Source organism: Herbaspirillum sp. VT-16-41 (assembly GCF_001994935.1).
GTDB classification, from domain to species: Bacteria; Pseudomonadota; Gammaproteobacteria; order Burkholderiales; family Burkholderiaceae_D; genus Herbaspirillum; species Herbaspirillum frisingense.
In genome coordinates this window covers 96,138-116,449 of sequence record NZ_MUXB01000121.1, presented here as the reverse complement: position 1 = coordinate 116,449, position 20,312 = coordinate 96,138, and the positions used below count along the sequence as shown (strand labels likewise).

16 protein-coding genes are annotated in these 20,312 nt (G+C 51.1%); 10 read left to right on the top strand and 6 right to left on the bottom strand.

The window, feature by feature from the left end; all coding sequences use genetic code 11:
- Positions 1–30 precede the first annotated feature (30 nt).
- The 3 genes from BTM36_RS19270 to BTM36_RS19260 are packed head-to-tail and all read left to right on the top strand — an operon-like array spanning position 31 to position 3,392.
- Positions 31–1,194, top strand: a complete 1,164-nt coding sequence (locus BTM36_RS19270; protein WP_077237552.1) for a M20 family metallopeptidase — start codon at positions 31–33, stop codon at positions 1,192–1,194.
- A gap of 59 nt (positions 1,195–1,253) precedes the next feature.
- A complete protein-coding gene (locus BTM36_RS19265; protein ID WP_168189802.1) occupies positions 1,254–1,511 on the top strand; it encodes a DUF485 domain-containing protein in 258 nt (85 codons plus the stop codon).
- A 9-nt stretch (positions 1,512–1,520) separates the two neighbouring features.
- The gene (locus tag BTM36_RS19260; RefSeq protein WP_077237550.1) at positions 1,521–3,392 is read left to right on the top strand and encodes a cation acetate symporter; all 1,872 of its coding nucleotides are present in this window, start codon (positions 1,521–1,523) and stop codon (positions 3,390–3,392) included.
- A gap of 103 nt (positions 3,393–3,495) precedes the next feature.
- Here BTM36_RS19260 and BTM36_RS19255 read toward each other — a convergent pair whose 3' ends face one another.
- Positions 3,496–4,836: an aminotransferase class I/II-fold pyridoxal phosphate-dependent enzyme gene (locus BTM36_RS19255; RefSeq protein ID WP_077237549.1), complete on the bottom strand. Its 1,341-nt coding sequence runs from the start codon at positions 4,834–4,836 to the stop codon at positions 3,496–3,498.
- 218 nt (positions 4,837–5,054) lie between these two features.
- On the opposite strand from BTM36_RS19255, the gene BTM36_RS19250 reads away from it, so the two are divergent.
- The 3 genes from BTM36_RS19250 (at position 5,055) to BTM36_RS19240 (ending at position 8,068) form a co-directional block, all read left to right on the top strand.
- Complete coding sequence (locus BTM36_RS19250; protein ID WP_077237548.1) at positions 5,055–5,774, top strand: DJ-1/PfpI family protein; 720 nt, start codon at positions 5,055–5,057, stop codon at positions 5,772–5,774.
- Between the two features lie 323 nt (positions 5,775–6,097).
- Entirely contained in the window at positions 6,098–6,223 is a 126-nt protein-coding gene (locus BTM36_RS29370; RefSeq protein WP_305778105.1) for a hypothetical protein, read from the top strand.
- 189 nt (positions 6,224–6,412) lie between these two features.
- On the top strand, positions 6,413–8,068 hold the full coding sequence (locus BTM36_RS19240; protein ID WP_077237547.1) for a methyl-accepting chemotaxis protein: 1,656 nt from the start codon (positions 6,413–6,415) through the stop codon (positions 8,066–8,068).
- 486 nt (positions 8,069–8,554) lie between these two features.
- Here the strand turns inward: BTM36_RS19240 and BTM36_RS19235 are convergent, their stop codons facing one another.
- A complete protein-coding gene (locus tag BTM36_RS19235; RefSeq protein ID WP_077237546.1) occupies positions 8,555–9,295 on the bottom strand; it encodes an SDR family NAD(P)-dependent oxidoreductase in 741 nt (246 codons plus the stop codon).
- Between the two features lie 201 nt (positions 9,296–9,496).
- Here BTM36_RS19235 and BTM36_RS19230 point away from each other — a divergent pair, with 201 nt between their 5' ends.
- Complete coding sequence (locus BTM36_RS19230; RefSeq protein WP_077237545.1) at positions 9,497–10,450, top strand: GlxA family transcriptional regulator; 954 nt, start codon at positions 9,497–9,499, stop codon at positions 10,448–10,450.
- Positions 10,451–10,879: 429 nt separating this feature from the next.
- On the opposite strand, the gene BTM36_RS19225 is transcribed toward BTM36_RS19230, so the two are convergent.
- Positions 10,880–11,899: a GlxA family transcriptional regulator gene (locus tag BTM36_RS19225; RefSeq protein WP_254427042.1), complete on the bottom strand. Its 1,020-nt coding sequence runs from the start codon at positions 11,897–11,899 to the stop codon at positions 10,880–10,882.
- Between the two features lie 384 nt (positions 11,900–12,283).
- Between BTM36_RS19225 and BTM36_RS19220 the strand changes: the two genes are divergently transcribed.
- The 3 genes from BTM36_RS19220 (at position 12,284) to BTM36_RS19210 (ending at position 18,268) form a co-directional block, all read left to right on the top strand.
- Complete coding sequence (locus tag BTM36_RS19220; RefSeq protein WP_077237544.1) at positions 12,284–13,465, top strand: efflux RND transporter periplasmic adaptor subunit; 1,182 nt, start codon at positions 12,284–12,286, stop codon at positions 13,463–13,465.
- 67 nt (positions 13,466–13,532) lie between these two features.
- Positions 13,533–16,736: an efflux RND transporter permease subunit gene (locus tag BTM36_RS19215; protein ID WP_077237543.1), complete on the top strand. Its 3,204-nt coding sequence runs from the start codon at positions 13,533–13,535 to the stop codon at positions 16,734–16,736.
- Positions 16,736–18,268 (top strand): efflux transporter outer membrane subunit, encoded by a 1,533-nt coding sequence (locus tag BTM36_RS19210; RefSeq protein WP_139347198.1) that lies wholly within the window; start codon positions 16,736–16,738, stop codon positions 18,266–18,268. Before BTM36_RS19215 ends, BTM36_RS19210 begins: the two co-directional genes overlap by 1 nt.
- A 177-nt stretch (positions 18,269–18,445) precedes the next feature.
- Here the strand turns inward: BTM36_RS19210 and cyoE are convergent, their stop codons facing one another.
- The 3 genes from cyoE to BTM36_RS19195 form a co-directional block, all read right to left on the bottom strand.
- Positions 18,446–19,306 carry a heme o synthase gene (cyoE, locus tag BTM36_RS19205; RefSeq protein WP_077237542.1) on the bottom strand — a complete coding sequence of 287 codons (861 nt, stop codon included), beginning with the start codon at positions 19,304–19,306 and terminating at the stop codon, positions 18,446–18,448.
- 87 nt (positions 19,307–19,393) lie between these two features.
- Entirely contained in the window at positions 19,394–19,810 is a 417-nt protein-coding gene (locus BTM36_RS19200) for a CopD family protein (RefSeq protein ID WP_077237541.1), read from the bottom strand.
- Positions 19,807–20,160 carry a DUF3817 domain-containing protein gene (locus BTM36_RS19195; RefSeq protein WP_139347197.1) on the bottom strand — a complete coding sequence of 118 codons (354 nt, stop codon included), beginning with the start codon at positions 20,158–20,160 and terminating at the stop codon, positions 19,807–19,809. The genes BTM36_RS19200 and BTM36_RS19195 overlap by 4 nt, the downstream gene beginning before the upstream one ends.
- Positions 20,161–20,312: the final 152 nt, after the last annotated feature.

The window sequence follows — 20,312 nt, the reverse complement described above, 5'->3', positions numbered from 1 at the left end:
AAAAATTCAAAATTCAGAATAGGAGGAGTAATGAGCGGAGCACTGTCATCCCTGCTTGATCCAGTGAGTTTGCTAAGAAGCCTGCTTGCTATCGATACCGTAAATCCTCCAGGCAACGAGAGTCGAATATGCGACATCCTTGAAGCGCCTTTACGGGAGTGCGGCTTTCATGTGGAGCGAAGTCCGTTGGCGGATGGGCGCGACAATCTCATTGCTTATCCGAAAAATGTAGCCGCCCAGCTAGCCCTGGCAGGCGGTCAGTCCCATGTCCCGCTGCTTTGCTTTACCGGACATATGGACGTAGTTCCGGTTGGTACAGCACCCTGGAAACATCATCCTTTCGCTGCTGACATGGTGGATGGTCGAGTGTATGGACGTGGTTCCAGCGACATGAAAGGTGGGATTGCGGCATTTCTCTGTGCGACGGCCCGATTTTTTCAGGAAAGGAAGATTGCACCTAATGTGCTGATCATTCTTACTTCAGGTGAGGAGACCGGATGCGAAGGGGCCCGTTCGTTGTCATATCTGGGAGAGTTGGAGCTGCCAGTGAGTGCAATGGTAGTTGGAGAGCCTACTGCCAACGAAGTGGTGGTGGGACACAAAGGTGCGTTGTGGCTTAGGGCGGAGGTGCGAGGCATCACAGCGCATGGATCAATGCCAGAACTGGGGGAGAACGCTATCTACAAAGCGACGGATGCTATTGCTAAGTTGCGTCACTACACAGTCCTTCCCGAGCACAACGCATTGCTTGGAAATTCTAGCCTGAACGTGGGTACGATAGCCGGTGGTTTGAATGTCAATTCTGTGCCCGATCACACAAGGTTTGAGATCGATATTCGTACAGTAGGAGATCATCCTGAAGGTGCGTTGATTGACCATGTGCAAGATTATCTAGGGAACCAGGTGCGGGTTCACGCATGTGTTGATGCTGCGAGCCTGCAAACCGATCCTCATCATCCGTGGGTGAGATCAGTAGTCCAGATTGTTGAGGAGGTAACCGGTGTTTCACAACAACCGAAAACGGTTTCCTTTTTCAGTGATGGTCCTGCTTTACAAAACATTTTAGGTTCAATGCCTACAGTGGTACTAGGCCCAGGAGAACCTTCTATGGCGCACAAAGTAGACGAATACTGCGAAGTCAGGAAAGTGAATGACTGCGCTGAAATCTATTTCCGTCTAATCGATACTCTGTGACATATCCCTGTCGCGCTGGAGAAAGATAAATTATGAAAATAACTGTGCAGAATTCCTATATGGAAAAAATCGATGCGATCTCTCGACGGCAATTTCGTCTGGTCGCACTTCTGATGGCGGCCTTTCTAGGTTATTACTTTCTGATGTTGCTTGGTGCTGCCTACTTCTCTACCGTCTTTTCCATCCGTATTTGGGGGAACATCAACATCGGCATGCTATTTACTGTGTCCCAGTATTTCATGGCTGGGGTAATCGCATGGATCTACGTGACAAGCATGCAAGCCATTGATGCAGAGCTTAATAACATCAACTCATAAGAGGGTGCCATGAAAATTCCTTCACATTCCACAGAAAAGGTTCTACGGGTGCGCAGCTCTTTATCCTTAGTAGCAGTCTGTATGGCGGCCCTGCACAGCGATGGTGCTTATGCGGCCGGACTGGTCGCTACTCAATACAAGAATCTTACGCTAATTGTGTTTGCCAGCATCATTGCGCTGACATTGATGGTGACATATTTTGCCGCACGGCGTGGGCAAACAATCCGCGATTTTTACACGGGTGGTGGTATATCGGGATTTAAGAATGGTTTCGCAATTGCAGGCGATTATCTTTCCGCTGCAGCGTTCCTTGGCGCATCGGGCCTGATTGCCTTATATGGATACGACGGTATGCTGTACCTGGCCGGCTTTTTCGTTGCCTTTGTGCCGGTAATGCTACTCATCGCTGAGCCTTGCCGAAATCTGGGGCGTTACACACTTGGCGATATCTTGGCTTATCGTAATTCTTTTCGTTCTTCCAAGCTTGTCGCCGCGGTGTCAGGTATCTTCGTTTCAATTTTCTATATGGTTCCGCAAATTGTCGGCGGAGCTGTTCTGATCAAGGCACTCGTCGGCATTGAGTATGAGATTTCGGTCGCAACAGTTGGCACATTAATGTTGATCTATGTATTCTTTGGGGGCATGCGGGCGACCACCTCGGTTCAGATTATCAAGGCAATCTTGCTCCTAAGCGCATGTTTCATCCTGGTCCTACTGAGTTGGGCGCCGTTCGGATTTTCAGCTTATAAGATGCTTGGAGCGCTCTCGATTAATCCCCAGTTCCTTGCCTATATGAGTTCGTTGGTTGGCGGTGGTAGTGGTGTTGACGTCGTGCAGCGGTTCTTTGAACCGGGCCTTTATCTAACTAACCCGCTTGAACTGATGTCCTTAGGCTTTGCGCTGATCCTGGGGACCGCCGCCATGCCTCATATCCTGATGCGGTTTTTTACCGTCCCAGATGCAAAAACAGCGCGTTCTTCAGTGCTTTGGGGTATGTTGCTCATCGGCGCCTGCCATCTGATGATTTTTGCCATAGGTTTTGCTGCTGCGCATTTTGTTGGCGGCCAGAAAATCTCTCTCTTAGATAAAGGTGGCAACTTGGCTGCGCCAATCCTGGCGCAATATTTGGGCGGTGGGGCGGATTCTTTTGCCGGTAACCTCATGTTGGCTTTTGTCGCCGCCATCTCGTTTGCAACCATTGTTGCGGTCGTGGCTGGTCTGACGTTGGCTGCCGCCTCATCGCTGGCGCACGACATCTATGTGGGTGCCATTAGAAACGGAAATGTTAGTCCCAAGGGGCAGATGATTGCTGCCAAAATAGCCTCCGTAGCGATGGGCATCATTGCAACGTCGCTCGGTCTGATGGCCAAGGGGCAAAATGTGGCGCAGTTGGTTGGGTTGGCATTCGCCGTTGCTGCATCGGCTAATTTCCCCGCATTGTTACTGACATTATATTGGCGCCGATGTAATACCGTGGGAGTTGTGTGTGGCGTGATTGGAGGAACGGCTACTGCGATTATTCTGGTCTTGGTGTCTCCGAACATGCAATACCCCCTTACGCAAATCGAGTCAGCTCAAGCGAAAGTTGCTAAGCTGGTCGCGGCATCTCATCAGAAAAACTATCCCGATCTGACAGCACAAATTGCGTCCGCTCAGGCGGAGGTGGTAAGACTGCGCGAGGGAAGTCAGAAGAGCTTCGTGGGGTTGGAACGTCCACTCATTCCGTTGAAGAATCCGGGCATCATTTCGATCCCCGTCGGATTTGTGTTGGTGGTACTGGGTTCGCTATTGTCAGGAAGGCGTTCAGACGAAGAGATCTGGAACAAGATGCGAATCAGGCGTCTAACGGGAATCGGACGCGAGGCTGCTAGCGAACATTGATAGATACGTTGTTCGGGACGAAGGCCCGTGCCGCTTGAACTGGAGCTGAATTAAGCGATGGAAGCGACTGAATAGTGGCCTCCATCGTTGCTTTCCTCTTCATTCAAGCAGACAAGGTTGTGCTTGGTCTGGAGAACGTAGTTTTGAGCATGGCGAGAAACGCCTTCATCTGTTCATCTGACATTCGAGCCGTGGTAATTCTCAAACCGGCAGGAGCGGATACACAGAAGTCCGCGCCAGGTCGTACTAGCCAGCCGTGTGCCAGTAGTTGCTGCGCAAATGAAGCTTCATTTTGTATCGGTAGCCACAAATTAAACCCAGCGGTACCTGTCACATGAACACCGTAGGATTTCAATGCTTGTGAGACTAGTTGATAGCGACGAGTATAGATTTTCCCATTCTCATCAATGCGTCGTATGATCTTTGGATTGGTAAGCAGGGCATGTACCAAACGCTGCAAGAAATTACTTACCCAGCCCATACTCAAGCTTTGCGAAATCTCTAGCTTTTGAAGAGTCGTTGCGTCACCCGCTGTTACCGCCACCCGATAGTCTGGGCCCAGGAATTTAGAGAAAGTCCGTACTACTACCCACTTCGTAGCGACCTTGCTGTGCCAGTTATGGTACGAAGAGAAATTGAGCAAACTAGAATGATCGTCATCGATAAACAGAACGTTGTCCGTTTTATCGGCAATGGCTTTAAGCTGGCGCGCCCGTGCCTTTGTGGTATTGACCCCTGTGGGATTTTGTCCCCGGTTACTAAAGATGACCGCGCGGCATCCGTTGTCGATCGCGCTACTCAGACTTTCGGGAAGAATGCCTTCTTCGTCCATCGCCAAACCAACTGGGCGCATACCCATCGCTCTGACCAAAGATAAGGTGGTCATATAGCCAGGGTCTTCCACCGCGACTTTGTCGCCGACTCTGAGATTGCTTCTCAAAATGCGTTCAATGGCATCCAGAGCGCCGGCGGAGACGAAGATGGCGTCGGTATGGATACCATCGGCAGAGAAATTAGCTTTGCCCCAGTCTAGTAGCCCTTGAAAATTTCTCTCTTCACCATATAGCCGGGGGGTTAATGGGAGGGATGCAAGTATCTTGCGTATCTCCTTTTCCTCTGGCAGCAAGGATGGGTCTGGGTTTCCATCGTGCAGGCGGACGATGTCCGCAGACAGGTCCGCATGTGCGGGCGCAATCTCGCCCTGTCGGGGGCCGGCGACAATTGAGCCGCGTCGTCCATCTGCCACCACCAAGCCACATTCCTGCAGCAGACGGTAGGCCACTGCCGCAGTGTTCTTGTTGATGCCCAGCTCCTCTGCCAGGATACGTAACGGTGGCAATTGCTCGCCCGGTTTCAATTTGCCTTGCAAAATGGACTCTTCAAACGCTTCAAAGATATTTGCTGCCTTTTTCTCTTTGATCTGTAATTGTCTGAGGTTATACATGGTTTTGTCCTATCCGCTTGGGCACTAGGCATTATAGTGCGACTCGACTATTCCTTCAGGACAAAGAAAATTCCTGCTCGCGCCAGCGCTGACGAGAAACAGGCTTGACAGTTCCGCACGATCCCCTATTATGTTTGTACTGGGTCAAAAATAATAATGACCTGGTTCAAACATATATTCGAGCTATCTTTCTTGGCTCGATAACACAAGGATAAACAATGAACTCACCCATCTCCAATGACATCCACTTGAAAATTGGTGGACTGATCTTTCCCAATATGGACCAATGCGACTTTACCGGTCCATTTGAAGCACTCTCGCGCATTCCGAATTCGACCTTTTATACAATCTGGAAAGATAAAGATCCAGTGGCGGATATGCGAGGCCTGCGCATCGTTCCAGACACGACAATAGAAGAAGTCCCGCAATTGGATGTCTTGCTGGTGCCAGGAGGATATGGGCAAGAAGCGTTGATGAGCGACGACATAGTGCTGTCTTTCCTACGTAGGCAGGCTAATGGCGCGCGGTACGTTTACTCGGTTTGTACTGGTGCCTTGCTGTGCGGAGCTGCGGGCTTGCTGGAGGGGAAGCGTGCCACTTGTCATTGGACGGCGCTAGAAGTATTGCCATTCTTCGGGGCAACGCCAAGTACGGAACGTGTCGTAATTGATGGCAATATGATTACGGCCGGTGGTGTCACTTCCGGTATTGACGGCTCGCTGATTGTTGCTTCCCTTCTCCGAGGAGATACTGTTGCGCAAGAACTTCAGCTTTACATGTCCTACGATCCGCAGCCACCTTTCAACGCTGGATCTCCAGCAACCGCCCCTGCCCATGTTCTTCAAGCCGTGACCGCTCGAGCCAAAGAAATGCTTGATAGACGTCTGGCGACAGCCGAGCGATATTGGGCGAGGACTACCTCTATTACGAGTGCGTGATAGCTGTCTAGCAGTTGCGCTTGTAATAGTCCGACATTTGCCTCTGAGGCAGGAGCGAGAAGGTTGCCAAGAATTTAGGCAATTACCTTCCGGCGTCAATAGATAGGGGTGATCCTTTAGTAAGTGGGATCATCCCGTCTTTGAGCGGTCGGAAGACCCACTAAAAATCCTCTCAGTAGATCATCCTAAAAGGAACTCTAAATTAGCGAATTCATGGAGGAAGAGTTCAAGCGTCGGACACCAGTCGCAGCTACACCGCTTTGGTGCGTAGTTACGGGCTGACGGAGGAGTTCGTCACACTACATTGCCCGTAGCAGAATGGCATGGTTGAACGTGTCATCCGAACCCTGAAGGAGCAGTGTGCACACCGGTATCGCTTCGGAAAATTGCAATACGCCAGTTTCATCATTGGCGGCTGGATCGACTTCAATAACCACCGCCCGCCGTAGCAGGCGTTGGGTATGAAGGCACCAGCTGAGGCGTTTTCCTTAGCCGCGTAAAGTGAGCAGATTTCGCTGGGTCACTTCACATGGTCAATAGCAATGCGATTGTCTGATTCATCACGTTCGAACTGCATCACTATTTGCGCAGGCGCGGTGACGCTTTCACGCATTCACTAAAACTACGGAGACCCCTCTATGGGCCAACTGTCCTTCAATAAGAAACTTTGGCTACCACTTATTCTCAGCCTCATCGCGCTTCTAGCAATATCCATCTTCAGTTCGGTTATGGTCCGCAGTATCCGTCTGGAAGAACGTCACGCGGGTCTATTCAATATCGGCCAGGCTGCCTTATCCCTAGTCAAGAGCTACGGCGCGCTGGCCGACAGCGGTGCTCTAACCAAGGACGAAGCACAAAAGCGTGCCAAGGAGGCCATCAAGAATCTACGCTACGGTAGTGACGGCTATTTCTTTATTGCCACCTCCAATCAAGTCATCGTGATGCAGCCGGTCAAGCCTGAGCTGGAAGGCAAGAATCTGACCGACTTCAAGGATCCTGCCGGCAACTATCTGTTCGTGGAAATTACCAAGGCCGCCCGCCAGCCAGAAGGCGGTTTCGTGAATTACATGTGGCCCAAGGTTGGTAAGGCTGATCCGGTGTCCAAGGCAGTGTTTGCGATCGCCTACAGGCCTTGGGATTGGAGCTTGGGAACTGGTGCCTACATGGACGATATCAACGACGCATTTATGCATACCTTGCGGCAAATGGTGATCCTCTTTACAGTGGTGGCAGTGGCGCTGGTAGTTCTGGTGGTGGCGTTAAACCGGGCCATATCGCGCACCATTGGCGGCGATCCGGCCAAGGCTGCTGAGGTAGCCAACCGGATCGCCCAGGGTGATCTCACCCCCAACATCGAAACGATGCCTGGCGACCACAGCAGCCTGCTCTACGCGGTGCGCAGCATGCGCAACTCACTGCTGGCCACCATCACCAACATCAAGACCTCGGCCGACACCATCGCCACCGCCTCGCAGGAAATCGCCAGTGGCAACCTGGACTTGTCGAGCCGCACCGAACTGCAGGCCGGTTCCATCGAGGAAACCGCCTCGGCGATGGAAGAGCTTACCGCCACCGTCAGGCAGAACGCCGACAATGCTCGTCAGGCCAAGCAGTTGGCTGAGTCGGCCTCGGAGGTCGCCGTCCAGGGCGGAAGCGTGGTGGGCCAGGTGGTGCAGACCATGAAAGGCATCACCGATAGCTCGCGAAAGATTGCCGACATCATCGGCGTGATCGATGGCATCGCCTTCCAGACCAACATCTTGGCCTTGAATGCGGCAGTGGAGGCGGCCCGTGCCGGAGAACAGGGACGCGGCTTTGCCGTGGTCGCCTCCGAGGTGCGCTCGCTAGCGCAGCGCTCGGCCTCGGCCGCCAAGGAGATCAAGACGCTCATCAACGCCTCCGTGTCGAAGGTCGATACCGGCAGTAAGCTGGTAGAACAGGCCGGCGCCACCATGACCGAGGTGGTCGCCAGCGTCAGGCGCGTCACCGGCATCGTCGGCGAAATCAGTTCGGCCAGCCAGGAGCAGAGCGCCGGCATTGTCGCAATTGGTCACGCCATCGCGCAAATGGACGAAGGTACGCAGCAGAACGCTGCACTGGTCGAGCAGGCCGCTGCTGCGGCCCAATCCTTACAGGATCAAGCGTCTAATCTAGCCGGACTGGTTAGCCACTTCCATGTTGATAGCAGCCAGGCCGTCGTGTTACCGATCCCTACTGTTGCGCACCTTGTGCTAACGCCGGTATCCCGTCCAACTGGTGCGACTCACTTGGATCGCAATCGCCATCCTGCTTGAGCAGGTCAATGCGACTTGCTGTGCTGCATTAGCAACCTTTCAATGCAGGATCTCCAGAAAGCGCACCGGCTCATGTTCTTCAAGTCGTTACTGCTCGGGAAAAGGAGATGCTTGATAGACATCTGGCGACCGCCGAGCGATACCGGGCAAGGACTACCTCTGTTGTTAGCGCATGAAAACTGCCTTGGCATTTGAGTGCGAAATAGATAGGAGAAATTTCTGTCTTAGTCAGGAGCGAGAAGGTTGAGTAAAGTTTAGGATTCATCTTCCGGGTAAAAGATGGGCGATCCCTTAAGATAAGGATCGCCCATCTTTGGGCGGCCTTTTTAGAGTGTTCTCTCAGTATTGTTGCTCAGATTTTTTGTCATTAAGTGCCGAAACCTTTTCTAAAACGAATCAGCGCAAATTCTGCACCTATGTTTATTCGAAGGTTATAACTCGCGCATGGAGGATAGATATTTGGCCACAACAACAACGCCTGCCTGGCTAGGCGTTACAACCACCATCAACGCTAAGTCCGGTACCAGTAATGTGTTTTGCCGCCGGGCTGGCGATAAATGCAACTGCTTCGGCTACGTCCTTGTCTGTACCGTAATGGCCGAGCGCGATGTGAGATCTCATCGCTTCAGCGCCAGGGCCATCTGCTGGGTTCATGTCTGTGTCCGTTGGGCCAGGGTGCACTAAGTTGACCGTAATGCCGCGAGGGCCAAGCTCGCGCGCTAGGCCTCTTGTGAATGACAGTAACGCGGATTTAGACATCGAATATACCGTCACCGCTTCGAATGCTACTCGTTCAGCCAGGCATGAGCCGATAGAGATGATGCGACCGCCTTCTTTTAGATAAGGAATTGCCGCTTGGGAAGCTAGTACCACCGAGCGGATGTTGACGTCAATAATTTGGTCGATATGTTCAAGACTCATCGATTCAAGCGGTGCGATGAAGGCAACACCGGCATTATTGATCAAGATGTCCAGCCCGCCTAATTTCGCATTCGCTTCGCCTACTGAGCGCTTTACGTCCATGGCACTCATGCTATCGGCCTGGATTGGAAAAGCCCGGCGCCCCAACGCCTCAATTTTTCTTGCAAGGCTGGTTGCGGCGTCTACCGACTTGACATAGGTGAAAGCAACGTCTGCCCCTCTTTCGGCTAGATCAAATGCGATCGCCGCACCGATCCCTCGGGCAGCTCCAGTCACAAGAACACGTTTACCCGTAAATTCATTCATGTCATACCTTCCATCAATTGATTGATAACGCGGCCTCCATTGAGAAGCCGATTTCCCCGATAAGGCATGCCACCCCACCAGTTGATGGAGACGACTATATGAGGAAGTACAATATTCAGTGAGTGGCGAAAGAGACTAATTTTGATTAAATAATGCCATTCAAACGGTAATATGTAGGCCCTCAAGACGTTGGAAGAAGATATGCAAAAGATTGCGATACTGGCCCTTCAAAGTGTGGTCCCATTCGATCTTGGTGTCGCTTGCGATGTGTTTTCACGAGTCAAGTTAGCCAACGGAGAGAGCGCGTATAAAGTGCTCGTTTGTGCATCAGAAACGCGTATTCAGGCCGGAGCTTTCGAGATACATGCTCCACATAGTTTTGATGAGGTAGTCACGGCCGATATTGTGGTTGTGCCGGGCATAGAAGATATTCACTGTCCCATACCTGATTCAGTAATCAACGTACTTAAAGTGGCCAGCAACGCGGGTGCGCTTATAGCATCAATTTGCACCGGTACTTTTGTGTTGGCAGCCGCAGGTTTACTGGATGGAAGAGCAGCTACGACACATTGGGCCGTCGCCGAAGAGCTGGCGCGTCGTTACCCTAATGTCTCTGTTGATCCGAGTGTTTTATTCGTTGACGATGGTGACGTGGTTACATCTGCCGGCGCGTCCGCGGGCCTTGATATGTGCCTACATCTTGTCCAGCGTCTGCATGGGCAAGAAATCGCTTCCCATTCAGCTCGTCTTGCCGTTGCACCACTTCACCGGGACGGCGGTCAGGCTCAATTTATTGAGCATCAGATGCCCTCCGCTGAGTGTAGTCTGGGGAAGCTATTCGAATGGATGCTTGAAAATCTGGATAGACCACTCAATGTCTCTATCCTAGCTGCACGAGCTCGTATGAGTACACGAACCTTTGCGCGGCGATTTCGTGAGCAAACTGGGACAACACCTATACAGTGGTTGCTTAGGTTCCGTATCCGTCGTGCTCAGCAGCTTTTGGAAACGAGCGCGGCATCTATTGAATACATTTCAGCGGCTTCCGGCTTCGAATCGCCAGTCACATTCAGAACTCGCTTCCAAAGTCTTATTGGCCTGACTCCGACGGCCTATCGGCGTCGATTTGGGTCAGCAGAGGTGTGTAATATCTAGTATTTTCTTCGCCGGAGAGCGATTGAGTGTCACATGAAATAATCGCTCTTTTATCAATTGATTTTTTAATTGAATTTCATGGAGAGGAGGGGCCTCTGGTCCATTGGAAAGCCATTTCAGATGTTTGCGGTAGTTGTGTCAATTCTGCTTTCGTGACTCTTCTTGTCTTTTTCAAGAAACCCCCGAGAACGGGAGACCTATGCAATCTTTTCGCTCCGAGGGTATGTAATTTTTGATAATTAACCGTCGGCGTGGATCGTAATAGGTAGTAGCAGAAATATTAGCAATGTCGCGACCGCCATAAGGCGAAAAGTGGCTTTTCGAAAATTGCGGATCATGTCACACCGTGTTCGAAAACTATGGAACCCGGCTCGAAATAGACAGTTCCGCCTTACGTGCCTCTGCTTTAAAGGCCGTCGTTAGACCCCATTAGCCCAATGCCGATACGGAATTTGGACTAGTTTTCAGTGCCATTCGTCTGACGTTCTGTGGTGGATAGCCGTATATGCGAATAAATGCACGACGCATACGTTCTGGATCGATAAAACCTACATGCCGCGCAATAGCTTCTATCGGCTCGGCGCTCTTCTCGACCCTCGCTTTGGCCGCTTCCACCCTCAGGCGTTCTACTGCCTTAGCAGGTGTCTGCCCTGTTTCTGCTAGAAATGATCGTCCAAATTGACGAGGGCTGAGGCAGGCAATCGATGCCAGAAGCTCCGTTGTCAAGCTCTCATTCAGATGCTCACGAATATACGAAAGAACGTGGCGAATCCTGTCTGATTCTGGCTCCATATCGGCTATCGCCGAGAACTGCGACTGGTTGCCGGGGCGCCGGTGGTAGACGACCATCATTCTGGAAACATATTGGGCGAGGTCATTTCCCCAGTCATCCTGGATCATCGCTAACGCTAAATCGATGCCAGCTGTGATGCCAGCGGACGTCCACATCCGGTCGTCTTTTACAAAGATACGATCGCCTTCGACTCTGATCTTTGGAAAGTGGCGTTGTAGTCGCATCGCATATTTCCAATGCGTTGTCGCGGTTCGTCCATCTAATAGTCCAGTCTGTGCAAGCATAAATGCCCCGGTGCAGACACTTGCAACGCGGCTAGTTTCTCTGCCTAACATCTCAAGTAGCTGTTCCGGTATGCAAGGCAGATCAAATGGGTCTATTGAAATCTCGCCGCCCGTAATAAAGACCGTGTGATAGGGCATGGAGCGTATGGATTGAGTGACGACCGTGAGTCCTGACGAGCTCGTGACGGTGCCTCCATCCGTAGATATGACATGGCACCGATAGGCTTCTCCAATGCCACTTTTGGCCGCGATCTCAAAAGCCGACAAAGGTCCGCTCAAATCTTGAATCTGAAATCCTGGGAAGACAAAAAATGCGATATCACGCGGAGTGAGTCGCCCGATAGCAGTCTTCAGTGTCGTGGCCATATCCATTACGGCTAGGATTCCGGCTCGCGCCAGAATAAATCAACAAAAGCGTCATAGTCCATCAAAACCGAATGGCTAGAAGGACGAATATCCCTCAAAAAACGACATTATAAGATTTGAGCCTTCAAGAAGGGCGCGGCTAGTTGATTTTCTGGAAGAGCTTTGTCGCATAGCACAATTCGTGGCTAGAAATGAGGGAAGTAAGTCCTTTGTGCATCCTCAACAGTTGGAGAAAATCTAACTGCTAGTTCAGCAGTGAACAGCTCCAGCTCTTTCACTGGTCATTGCGACACCTACTTCGGACTGCGGTAAGGCCATGCGTCTCTTCGACGCCAGCCCTAATCGCTCGCCATCTTTTCAATTCAAAAAACCACTATTTAACACTCCATCATGGCTAAGCTTTACCTCTCAAAAAACAGGATTGCCGCCGCGGTCCTGGCTGTTTCCATCGTTGCTGCCGGAACACTACTGGGTACTGACCGCAGCAATGCCACCACACCGTCATCGTCTCAAACACTACCGGAAGTCGACGTTGCAGTGGCTGAAAATAGCACGATAGTTGATTGGCAAAACTATTCCGGCAGGCTCGCGGCCGTAGACAAGGTCGAAGTCAGACCGATGGTCTCTGGACCGATTGTTAACGTGAACATTCGTGACGGCGCGCTTGTGAAGAAGGGGGACATACTCTTTGTCATTGATCCGCGCCCCTATCGTGCGGAATTTGCCCGCGCTACAGGCTATCTGGCTGCGGCGCAAGCGCGCGCCGACTACACACGTCGCGAGTGGGAGCGAGCTAAGCGCCTCATTGTTGAAAATGCGATTGCCAAGCGGGATTATGAAGAGAAGCAGAATGCGGAGAATGAAGCAAACGCGAACCTATTTGTTGCTCAAGCTGGTTTACAACTCGCGAAGATCAACCTGGAATACACAAACGTCAAAGCACCAGTGGCGGGCCGGATTTCTCGGGCGGAAATTACCGTTGGCAATATCGTGACAGCAGGAGCCAATTCGGCTCCGCTGACAAGTATCGTTTCCCAAGCACCAATCTACGGCGAATTTGATGTCGATGAACAAACATTTCTTCAGTATATCGGCCAGGTTAAGACCAACCAAAAATTACCGGTAGAGCTGGGACTTGCAAATGAAAAAGGATATTCACGACAAGGCGTTATCCACTCCGTAGACAATCAGCTCAACACATCCTCTGGAACAATTCGTGTTCGCGCACAATTTGATAACAAGGATGGTGCGCTTACTCCAGGTCTATATGCTCGGTTCAGGGTGGCAGGTAGTACCCCCCACTCGGCACTTTTGATCGATGAAAAGTCGATCAACACTGATCAAGACAAGAAGTTTGTGCTGGTACTCGACAGGAATGATCAGGTCCAGTACCGCGAGGTCACTCTGGGTAATCTGCATGGAGAGCAGCGTGTCATCGAAGGAGGTTTATCGGCTGGTGAGCGCGTGATTGTAAGCGGCATGCAACGCGTTAAACCTGGTGACAAGGCTCGCGGAAAAATAGAGCAAAAAAAAATCGATCAGAAGGTGACGAATAGAGCCGATAGTGCGTGAGGGTCGGCGTACCCTGAACCTGTACAGAGAAGCATGAATGCGCATGTCACTTTTCTAGAAAAATCCCATGAACGTATCAAAATTTTTTATTGACCGGCCTATTTTTGCCGGTGTTCTTTCGGTCCTGATACTCCTTGCAGGTCTAATTTCTCTATTCAAACTCCCCATTTCTGAATACCCAGATGTTGTACCGCCGTCTGTCATTGTACATGCGCAATACCCGGGAGCTAATCCAAAAGTGATCGCCGAAGCAGTCGCGGCGCCGCTTGAGGAAAGAATCAACGGCGTCGAGAACATGCTCTACATGCAGTCTCAGGCGAACAGTGAAGGTGATCTGACGCTCACAGTCACTTTTCAGTTGGGCATGGATCCTGATCTAGCCACCCAGCTCGTTCAAAATCGCGTGAATCAGGCCTTGCCAAGGTTACCTGAGGATGTGCAGCGGTTAGGAGTAACGACTATCAAGAGTTCGCCCACGGTCACTCTGTTCATGCACCTCTATTCGGCGAACGATCGATATGACATCGTCTATTTGAGGAACTACGCTCTAATCAATATTAGAGATAAGCTTGCGCGGATCAAGGGCGTGGGGGACGTACAGCTTTGGGGCAGCGGCGATTACGCGATGCGGGTCTGGTTGGATCCTCAGAAAGTGGCGCAGCGAAACTTAACTGCGGCGGAAATTATTGCAGCGATTCGTGAACAGAATGTACAGGTGGCCGCGGGCGCCGTTGGAGCGTCGCCATCCGCACCAGGTGTCGCCCTTGAGCTATCCATCAATGCACGTGGCCGCCTCGAAACCGAAAAGGATTTTGGTGAAATTATCGTCAAGACGGAGGCGAGTGGAGCTGTCGTACGCTTGGCCGATGTGGCCAGAATTGAGCTCGCCGCTGCCGAATACGGGAGGCGGTCCACGCTCGATAATAAGCCCGCCATCGCGCTATCTATCAATGAAGCGCCTGGCGCGAATTCCCTCCAAATTTCGGAGGACGTCCGAACTGCAATGAAGGAGCTGAGCAAGGATTTCCCCCAGGGTGTCGAATTCCAGATTGCCTATGATCCGACGCGATTTGTTCGATCTAGCATTCGTGCCGTAATTCATACCTTGCTAGAGGCCATTGCACTGGTCGTTATCGTTGTCATAGTCTTCTTGCAAACTTGGCGGACGTCGATCATTCCGCTCATTGCCGTTCCCGTATCGATCGTCGGTACGCTTTCACTGTTGCATGTGTTCGGCTTTTCCATCAATGCGCTTTCACTATTCGGCTTGGTATTGGCAATTGGTATCGTTGTCGACGATGCAATTGTTGTGGTGGAAAACGTAGAGCGAAATATAGAAAAGGGGATGAGCCCGCGGGAGGCGACATATCGAGCGATGCAGGAAGTCAGCGGTCCCATCATTGCTATTGCCCTGACCTTGGTGGCGGTTTTTGTGCCGCTCGCTTTTATGACGGGGCTCACAGGGCAATTCTATAAACAATTTGCGATGACCATTGCAATCTCTACGGTCATTTCGGCAATCAACTCTCTCACGCTGTCGCCAGCCTTATCGGCATTGCTATTGCAAGGACATGGAGCTAAAGATGATTGGTTGACACGGATAATGAATCGATACTTCGGTTCGTTCTTCCGGGCATTTAACAAGCTTTTCCATCGTGCGTCGGAACGCTATGCGGGCGGGGTCGCAGGTGTCGTCAAGCATAAAGGCAGGATGCTAATTTTATATGCGGTGCTTCTGGGAATGACTGTACTGATTGGGAAAATTGTGCCAGGAGGTTTTGTTCCGGCGCAAGACAAGGAATACATCATTACTTTCGCAAAGCTTCCGGAAGGTGCCTCGTTGGATAGAACGGCCGAGATTATTCATCAGATGAGCGAGATTGTTTTGAAAGAACCTGGAGCGGCTCATGCCGTGGCTTTCCCGGGTCTCTCAGTCAATGGCTTTACAAACAATTCCAGTAGCGGCATCGTTTTTGTACCGTTGAAGCCATTTGAAGATAGAAACGACAAATCTCTTACCGCAACTGCAATCGCAGCCTCTCTAAATAAGAAATTTAGTTCAATCAAAGGTGCATTTATTGCAGTGTTTCCGCCACCTCCGGTTTTGGGAATTGGGACTCTCGGAGGCTTCAAGATGCAATTGGAAGATCAGGGTGCAGTGGGATATGAGGCTCTAAATAAAGCCAAAGAGGCCTTCATAAAAAAAGCAGCGTCGACGCCGGAATTGGGTCCCGTGTTTTCGAACTATCAGATCAATGTTCCTCAGTTGGATGTTGATATCGATCGCGTCAAGGTCAAGCAATTAGGGCTCTCGGTGACCGATGTATTTAATACAATGCAGGTCTATCTGGGATCACTTTACGTCAATGACTTCAACCGGTTTGGACGGGTATATCAAGTACGGGTGCAGGCCGATGCACCCTATCGACAAGACGCTGATAGCATTCTGCAGCTTAAAACACGCAACAAAAATGGAGAAATGGTGCCTCTCTCATCTGTGGTGAGAGTCTCGCCGACCTATGGACCAACGAGCGTAGTTCGTTATAACGGCTACACCGCAGCAGACATCAATGGTGGCCCGGCACCGGGCGTTTCCTCCGACGAGGCGCAAGCTGCAGCGGAGCGTGTCGCAAAAGAAGTATTGCCAAAGGGTGTGAAATTCGAATGGACGGATTTGACATATCAGAAAATCCTGGCGGGAAATTCTGGCCTATGGATTTTCCCCATTAGTGTCCTACTTGTGTTTCTTGCGCTGGCGGCTCTGTACGAAAGCCTGACATTACCGTTGGCTGTGATCCTAATTGTTCCGATGAGTGTTCTCTCTGCGCTGGCGGGCGTATGGCTGACGGGCGGAGATAACAATATTTTCACGCAGATTGGATTGATGGTGCTGGTGGGCCTTGCGTCAAAAAATGCCATTTTAATCGTCGAATTTGCGCGTGAGCTTGAGCACGATGGGCGAACCCCGATTGAAGCAGCAATTGAGGCGAGTCGACTGCGCTTGCGTCCTATCTTGATGACGTCATTCGCCTTCATTATGGGAGTTGTTCCCTTGGTTCTCTCTACCGGAGCGGGTTCTGAGATGCGACAGGCAATGGGTATCGCTGTATTTTTTGGCATGCTCGGCGTGACACTTTTTGGTCTGATGCTTACTCCAGTGTTCTATGTGTTGTTGCGTACATTGGCCGGTGGGAAAATTCATGTGGCCAATAAGGATGCCCCGCCGGCTCACGAGGCCCCCGTCTTTGAAATCGGCACGAAGGAGATGTGATGAATTACGAAACCAACACGTCCACCCGGGAACTGCACCGCGTCAATCGCATGATCGCCGCGCTCTCTCTACTTTCTGCGCTAACGGCTTGTTCTACCGCGCCTGTATATACCAGACCTCAGCTACCTGCTCATGCCCATTTCAAGGAGCAGTCGCCGCTGGATAAAGATGTTTCAGCTAATTGGAAGATAGCGGAGCCCGGCGAGAATCTTCATCGCGGACAATGGTGGAAAATTTTTGCAGATCCAGGATTGGATGCACTGGAAAAGGAGGCAATCGGAGCCAATCAGAGCTTGAAAGCCGCTGCTGCGCGAATCCAGCAATCTAGAGCATTAACGCAAGGCGCGCGTGCAGAGAGATTTCCGTCATTGGAAGGTGGCGTTGGACCGACCAGGCAGCGTGTCTCACCTGCATCGCAATCTTTACCAAGCGACAGCGAGATCCAACCTCAGACTCTATGGCGGGCCCAAGTTACTGCGTCATATGAACTTGACTTGTTTGGACGCGTCTCTTCTAGAATTGATGCGGCCGAGGCTGACCAGGAGCAAAACGATGCCCTTTTCAGATCTATCCAGCTGGCTTTACAGGCGGACGTTGCACAACAGTATTTCCGCCTCCGCGAACTGGATAGACAAGCCGATCTTTATCGCCAGACATCCGTATTGCGGGAAGATACCTTACGCCTTATCGAGCATAGGTTTAACGAAGGAGAAACTGATGAATTTGACGTTGCCAGGGCGCGTAATGAGGCTGCCTCGGCACGTGCTAGTGCAGTCGGAGTGGCCCGCGCGCGCGCGATAGCAGAACACGCTCTAGCAACGCTGTTGGGAAAAATCCCTGCCGATTTTTCGCTTCCGGAGACTCCTTTAGAGTCGGTTTCTGTTCAGATTCCGGCCGGAATTTCGTCAACGTTACTGGAGCGGCGTCCTGATGTAGCCGCTGCTGAACGCGCAATAGCGGCGGCGAATGCGCGCATTGGAGTTGCGAAGTCAGCCTATTTCCCGAAAATCGATATAACGGGAGCATTTGGTTATGAGTCAGCTAAGTTAAAGGATCTATTTAACTGGTCGAGTCGGACTTTCCTGCTTGGACCGTTGGTCGGAACAGCGTTGACTGTTCCAATTTTCGATGGCGGACAACGAAACGCCAATTTGAAGGGAGCGCAGGCGAGGTTGGATGAAGCTGCAGCTAACTATCAGCAGCAAGTTCTAGTTGCATTCCGTGAGGTAGAGGATAACCTCGCTACGCTGCGTTTACTCCGGTCTCAGACTGCGGAACAGCAGGTGGCATTAGAGGCATCGGCGAAAGCTGAAAAGCTTGCGCGCTTACGATATCGCGAAGGGCAGAGCAATCTGATTGATCTCATCGATGTCCAGCGCCAGGTGTTGCAATCACAGCTACTTGTTAGTGACCTCGTAGGCGCGCGCGCGATTGCGACCGTGAATTTGATCAGGGCCCTAGGCGGTGGATGGGAGAGAAACGACAATGATGACCTAACTTCTGCTGCGGTCACCGAAAGGAAAAATCAATAATCATAAGAGCGACTTTCCCGCTTTAACGGGGCGGGAAAGTCGTCGATCTAGAGGGCCGTAATGGAGAGAGGGAGAGAGCGATATCAGTGGGCAGGGCAGCTCTAGGGAGGAGGCGTATGAATTGGACACATATTACTGGCTGTTTAATCCAATTATCTGCGTATGGGACTTCCGGTCTTACTTATTCAGTCCGGTTAGGATCATAGCCATATTCAACACCACGACTACAGCGATCGACGATAAAAATATCTTTCGTGCCCATTGTACGTCATTGGTTGTGTGAAATCCTTGGAAACACAAGTTCAACCAATATAATCCGATAGCTAAAGATGGAACTAAATAGATTGCGCTTGCATAGCCGAGTAGCGTGAGAATGGGAATGGTAGCGGTGAAAGCGGCGACGTATCCAGCCATTTGCCGTTTGGCAGCGGGCCAACCCTTGACAGCCGGATAAACTGGAATTGACGCTGCTCGATAATCTGCAGCGCGAAATATTGCAATGGCGTAGGAATGCGGCATCTGCCACAAAGCAAACATTAGTAGAAGTGTGACGGCAGCAGCGTCAAACTGACCGCTGGATGAACAATAGCCTACGACAGGAGGCATCGCACCGGACAGGCTGCCAACCAATGTTCCATGAATGGACTTTCGTTTCAGAAGGGATGTGTAGAAACCGACGTACGCTAGATATCCAAGAAGGATCAGTGCTACTGGGAGATATTGCTCTGTGGCTGCGTAGAGCATCGAAATTCCAGAGATTCCTAAGATTAGAACAATCGCCTTGGCCACGGTAACCGGTATTTCAGACCTCACGAGTGGACGATCCCGAGTGCGAGCCATCAATGCATCAATATCTCGATCGAAGATGTTGTTCGCTGCGCATGCCGATGAGATCGTAAGTGCTACGCTCATCGAAACTAGCATGCCTTTGGTCCATTGAATACTTCCCACAGACCCTAGAAAATATCCCCCTGTCACTGAGAAAAGATTTCCGGCAACGATGCCGGGTTTGAGTAACTTCAAATACGGTCGATACATGACGGCGGCTTGGAATTCAGCATTGCAGGACGACGATTCTCCGGAATGGGCCAAATGAGCGGCCATAGGTCGGCGGCGTGGCGATGTTCAGGATGGCTTGATGACGGCTAAGATTGTTATACCGACGATGGAGATGAGTATCATTGGGAGCAGCGGCGACGATGTCGATACTTTGCCGTTTGCGATGCGACGCAGTCGCCCAGATTGGATGCCATGGGCAGCAGATAAGGCCACAACGAGAAAAAGCTTCGCGTGCAGCCATGGGGCGTTGAACCAGTGCCCCGTCAACGCCAGTCCAAGTCCAAACGTCCAGACAAAAATCATTGCGGGAGTGGTCACCGCATGGTCCCAACGTCTTAGCGCAGCTGCAACGCCAACCGCCCCACTACTATTTCGGCGTATCGACCAGAGAAACGCTGATACGGCCATGACGCCACCGCAGAAGAGTATCGCAGACAGAACGTGTACTGCCTTGGTCCATGGATAAAGTGAGGATAGGTTCATAGGTTTGCAGTGGAACGAAGTTGCTTAATTTTGCGAGAGATAATGGACGCATTCAAAAAACCTCCGGCCGGCAGGATAGCCAATACCATCATCTTGACCGTCTCTCCAGCACGCCAGTCGGACCCTGATGCTGTTTGTATAACCGTCCAAAGATAGATGCAAAACGCAATTCCATGAATGGGTCCCATGACTTTCACTCCTAGTGACCAGCCTCCCCAGTGTTTCAGTGGTACAGCGATTATCAATAAAAAAAGCAGCGTGAACGCCTCAATTCGAGAAATCAGCTCAAGTCGATGCAACTGCCTCAGGTCGTCTGATGCCGACTGAGTTATGTGGACGGTGTCTGACATCGATTTTCTCCAGATGGATCGCGAATATAACTTCAGATTGAAGGGCATTGTGAGGACGAAATCGGACTTAAATAGCTCATTTTTTGCCATTTATCTTTATAAAGGTCCGTTTTCTGGCTCACATGAACAGAATTTTCGAGAACTTTTTTGGG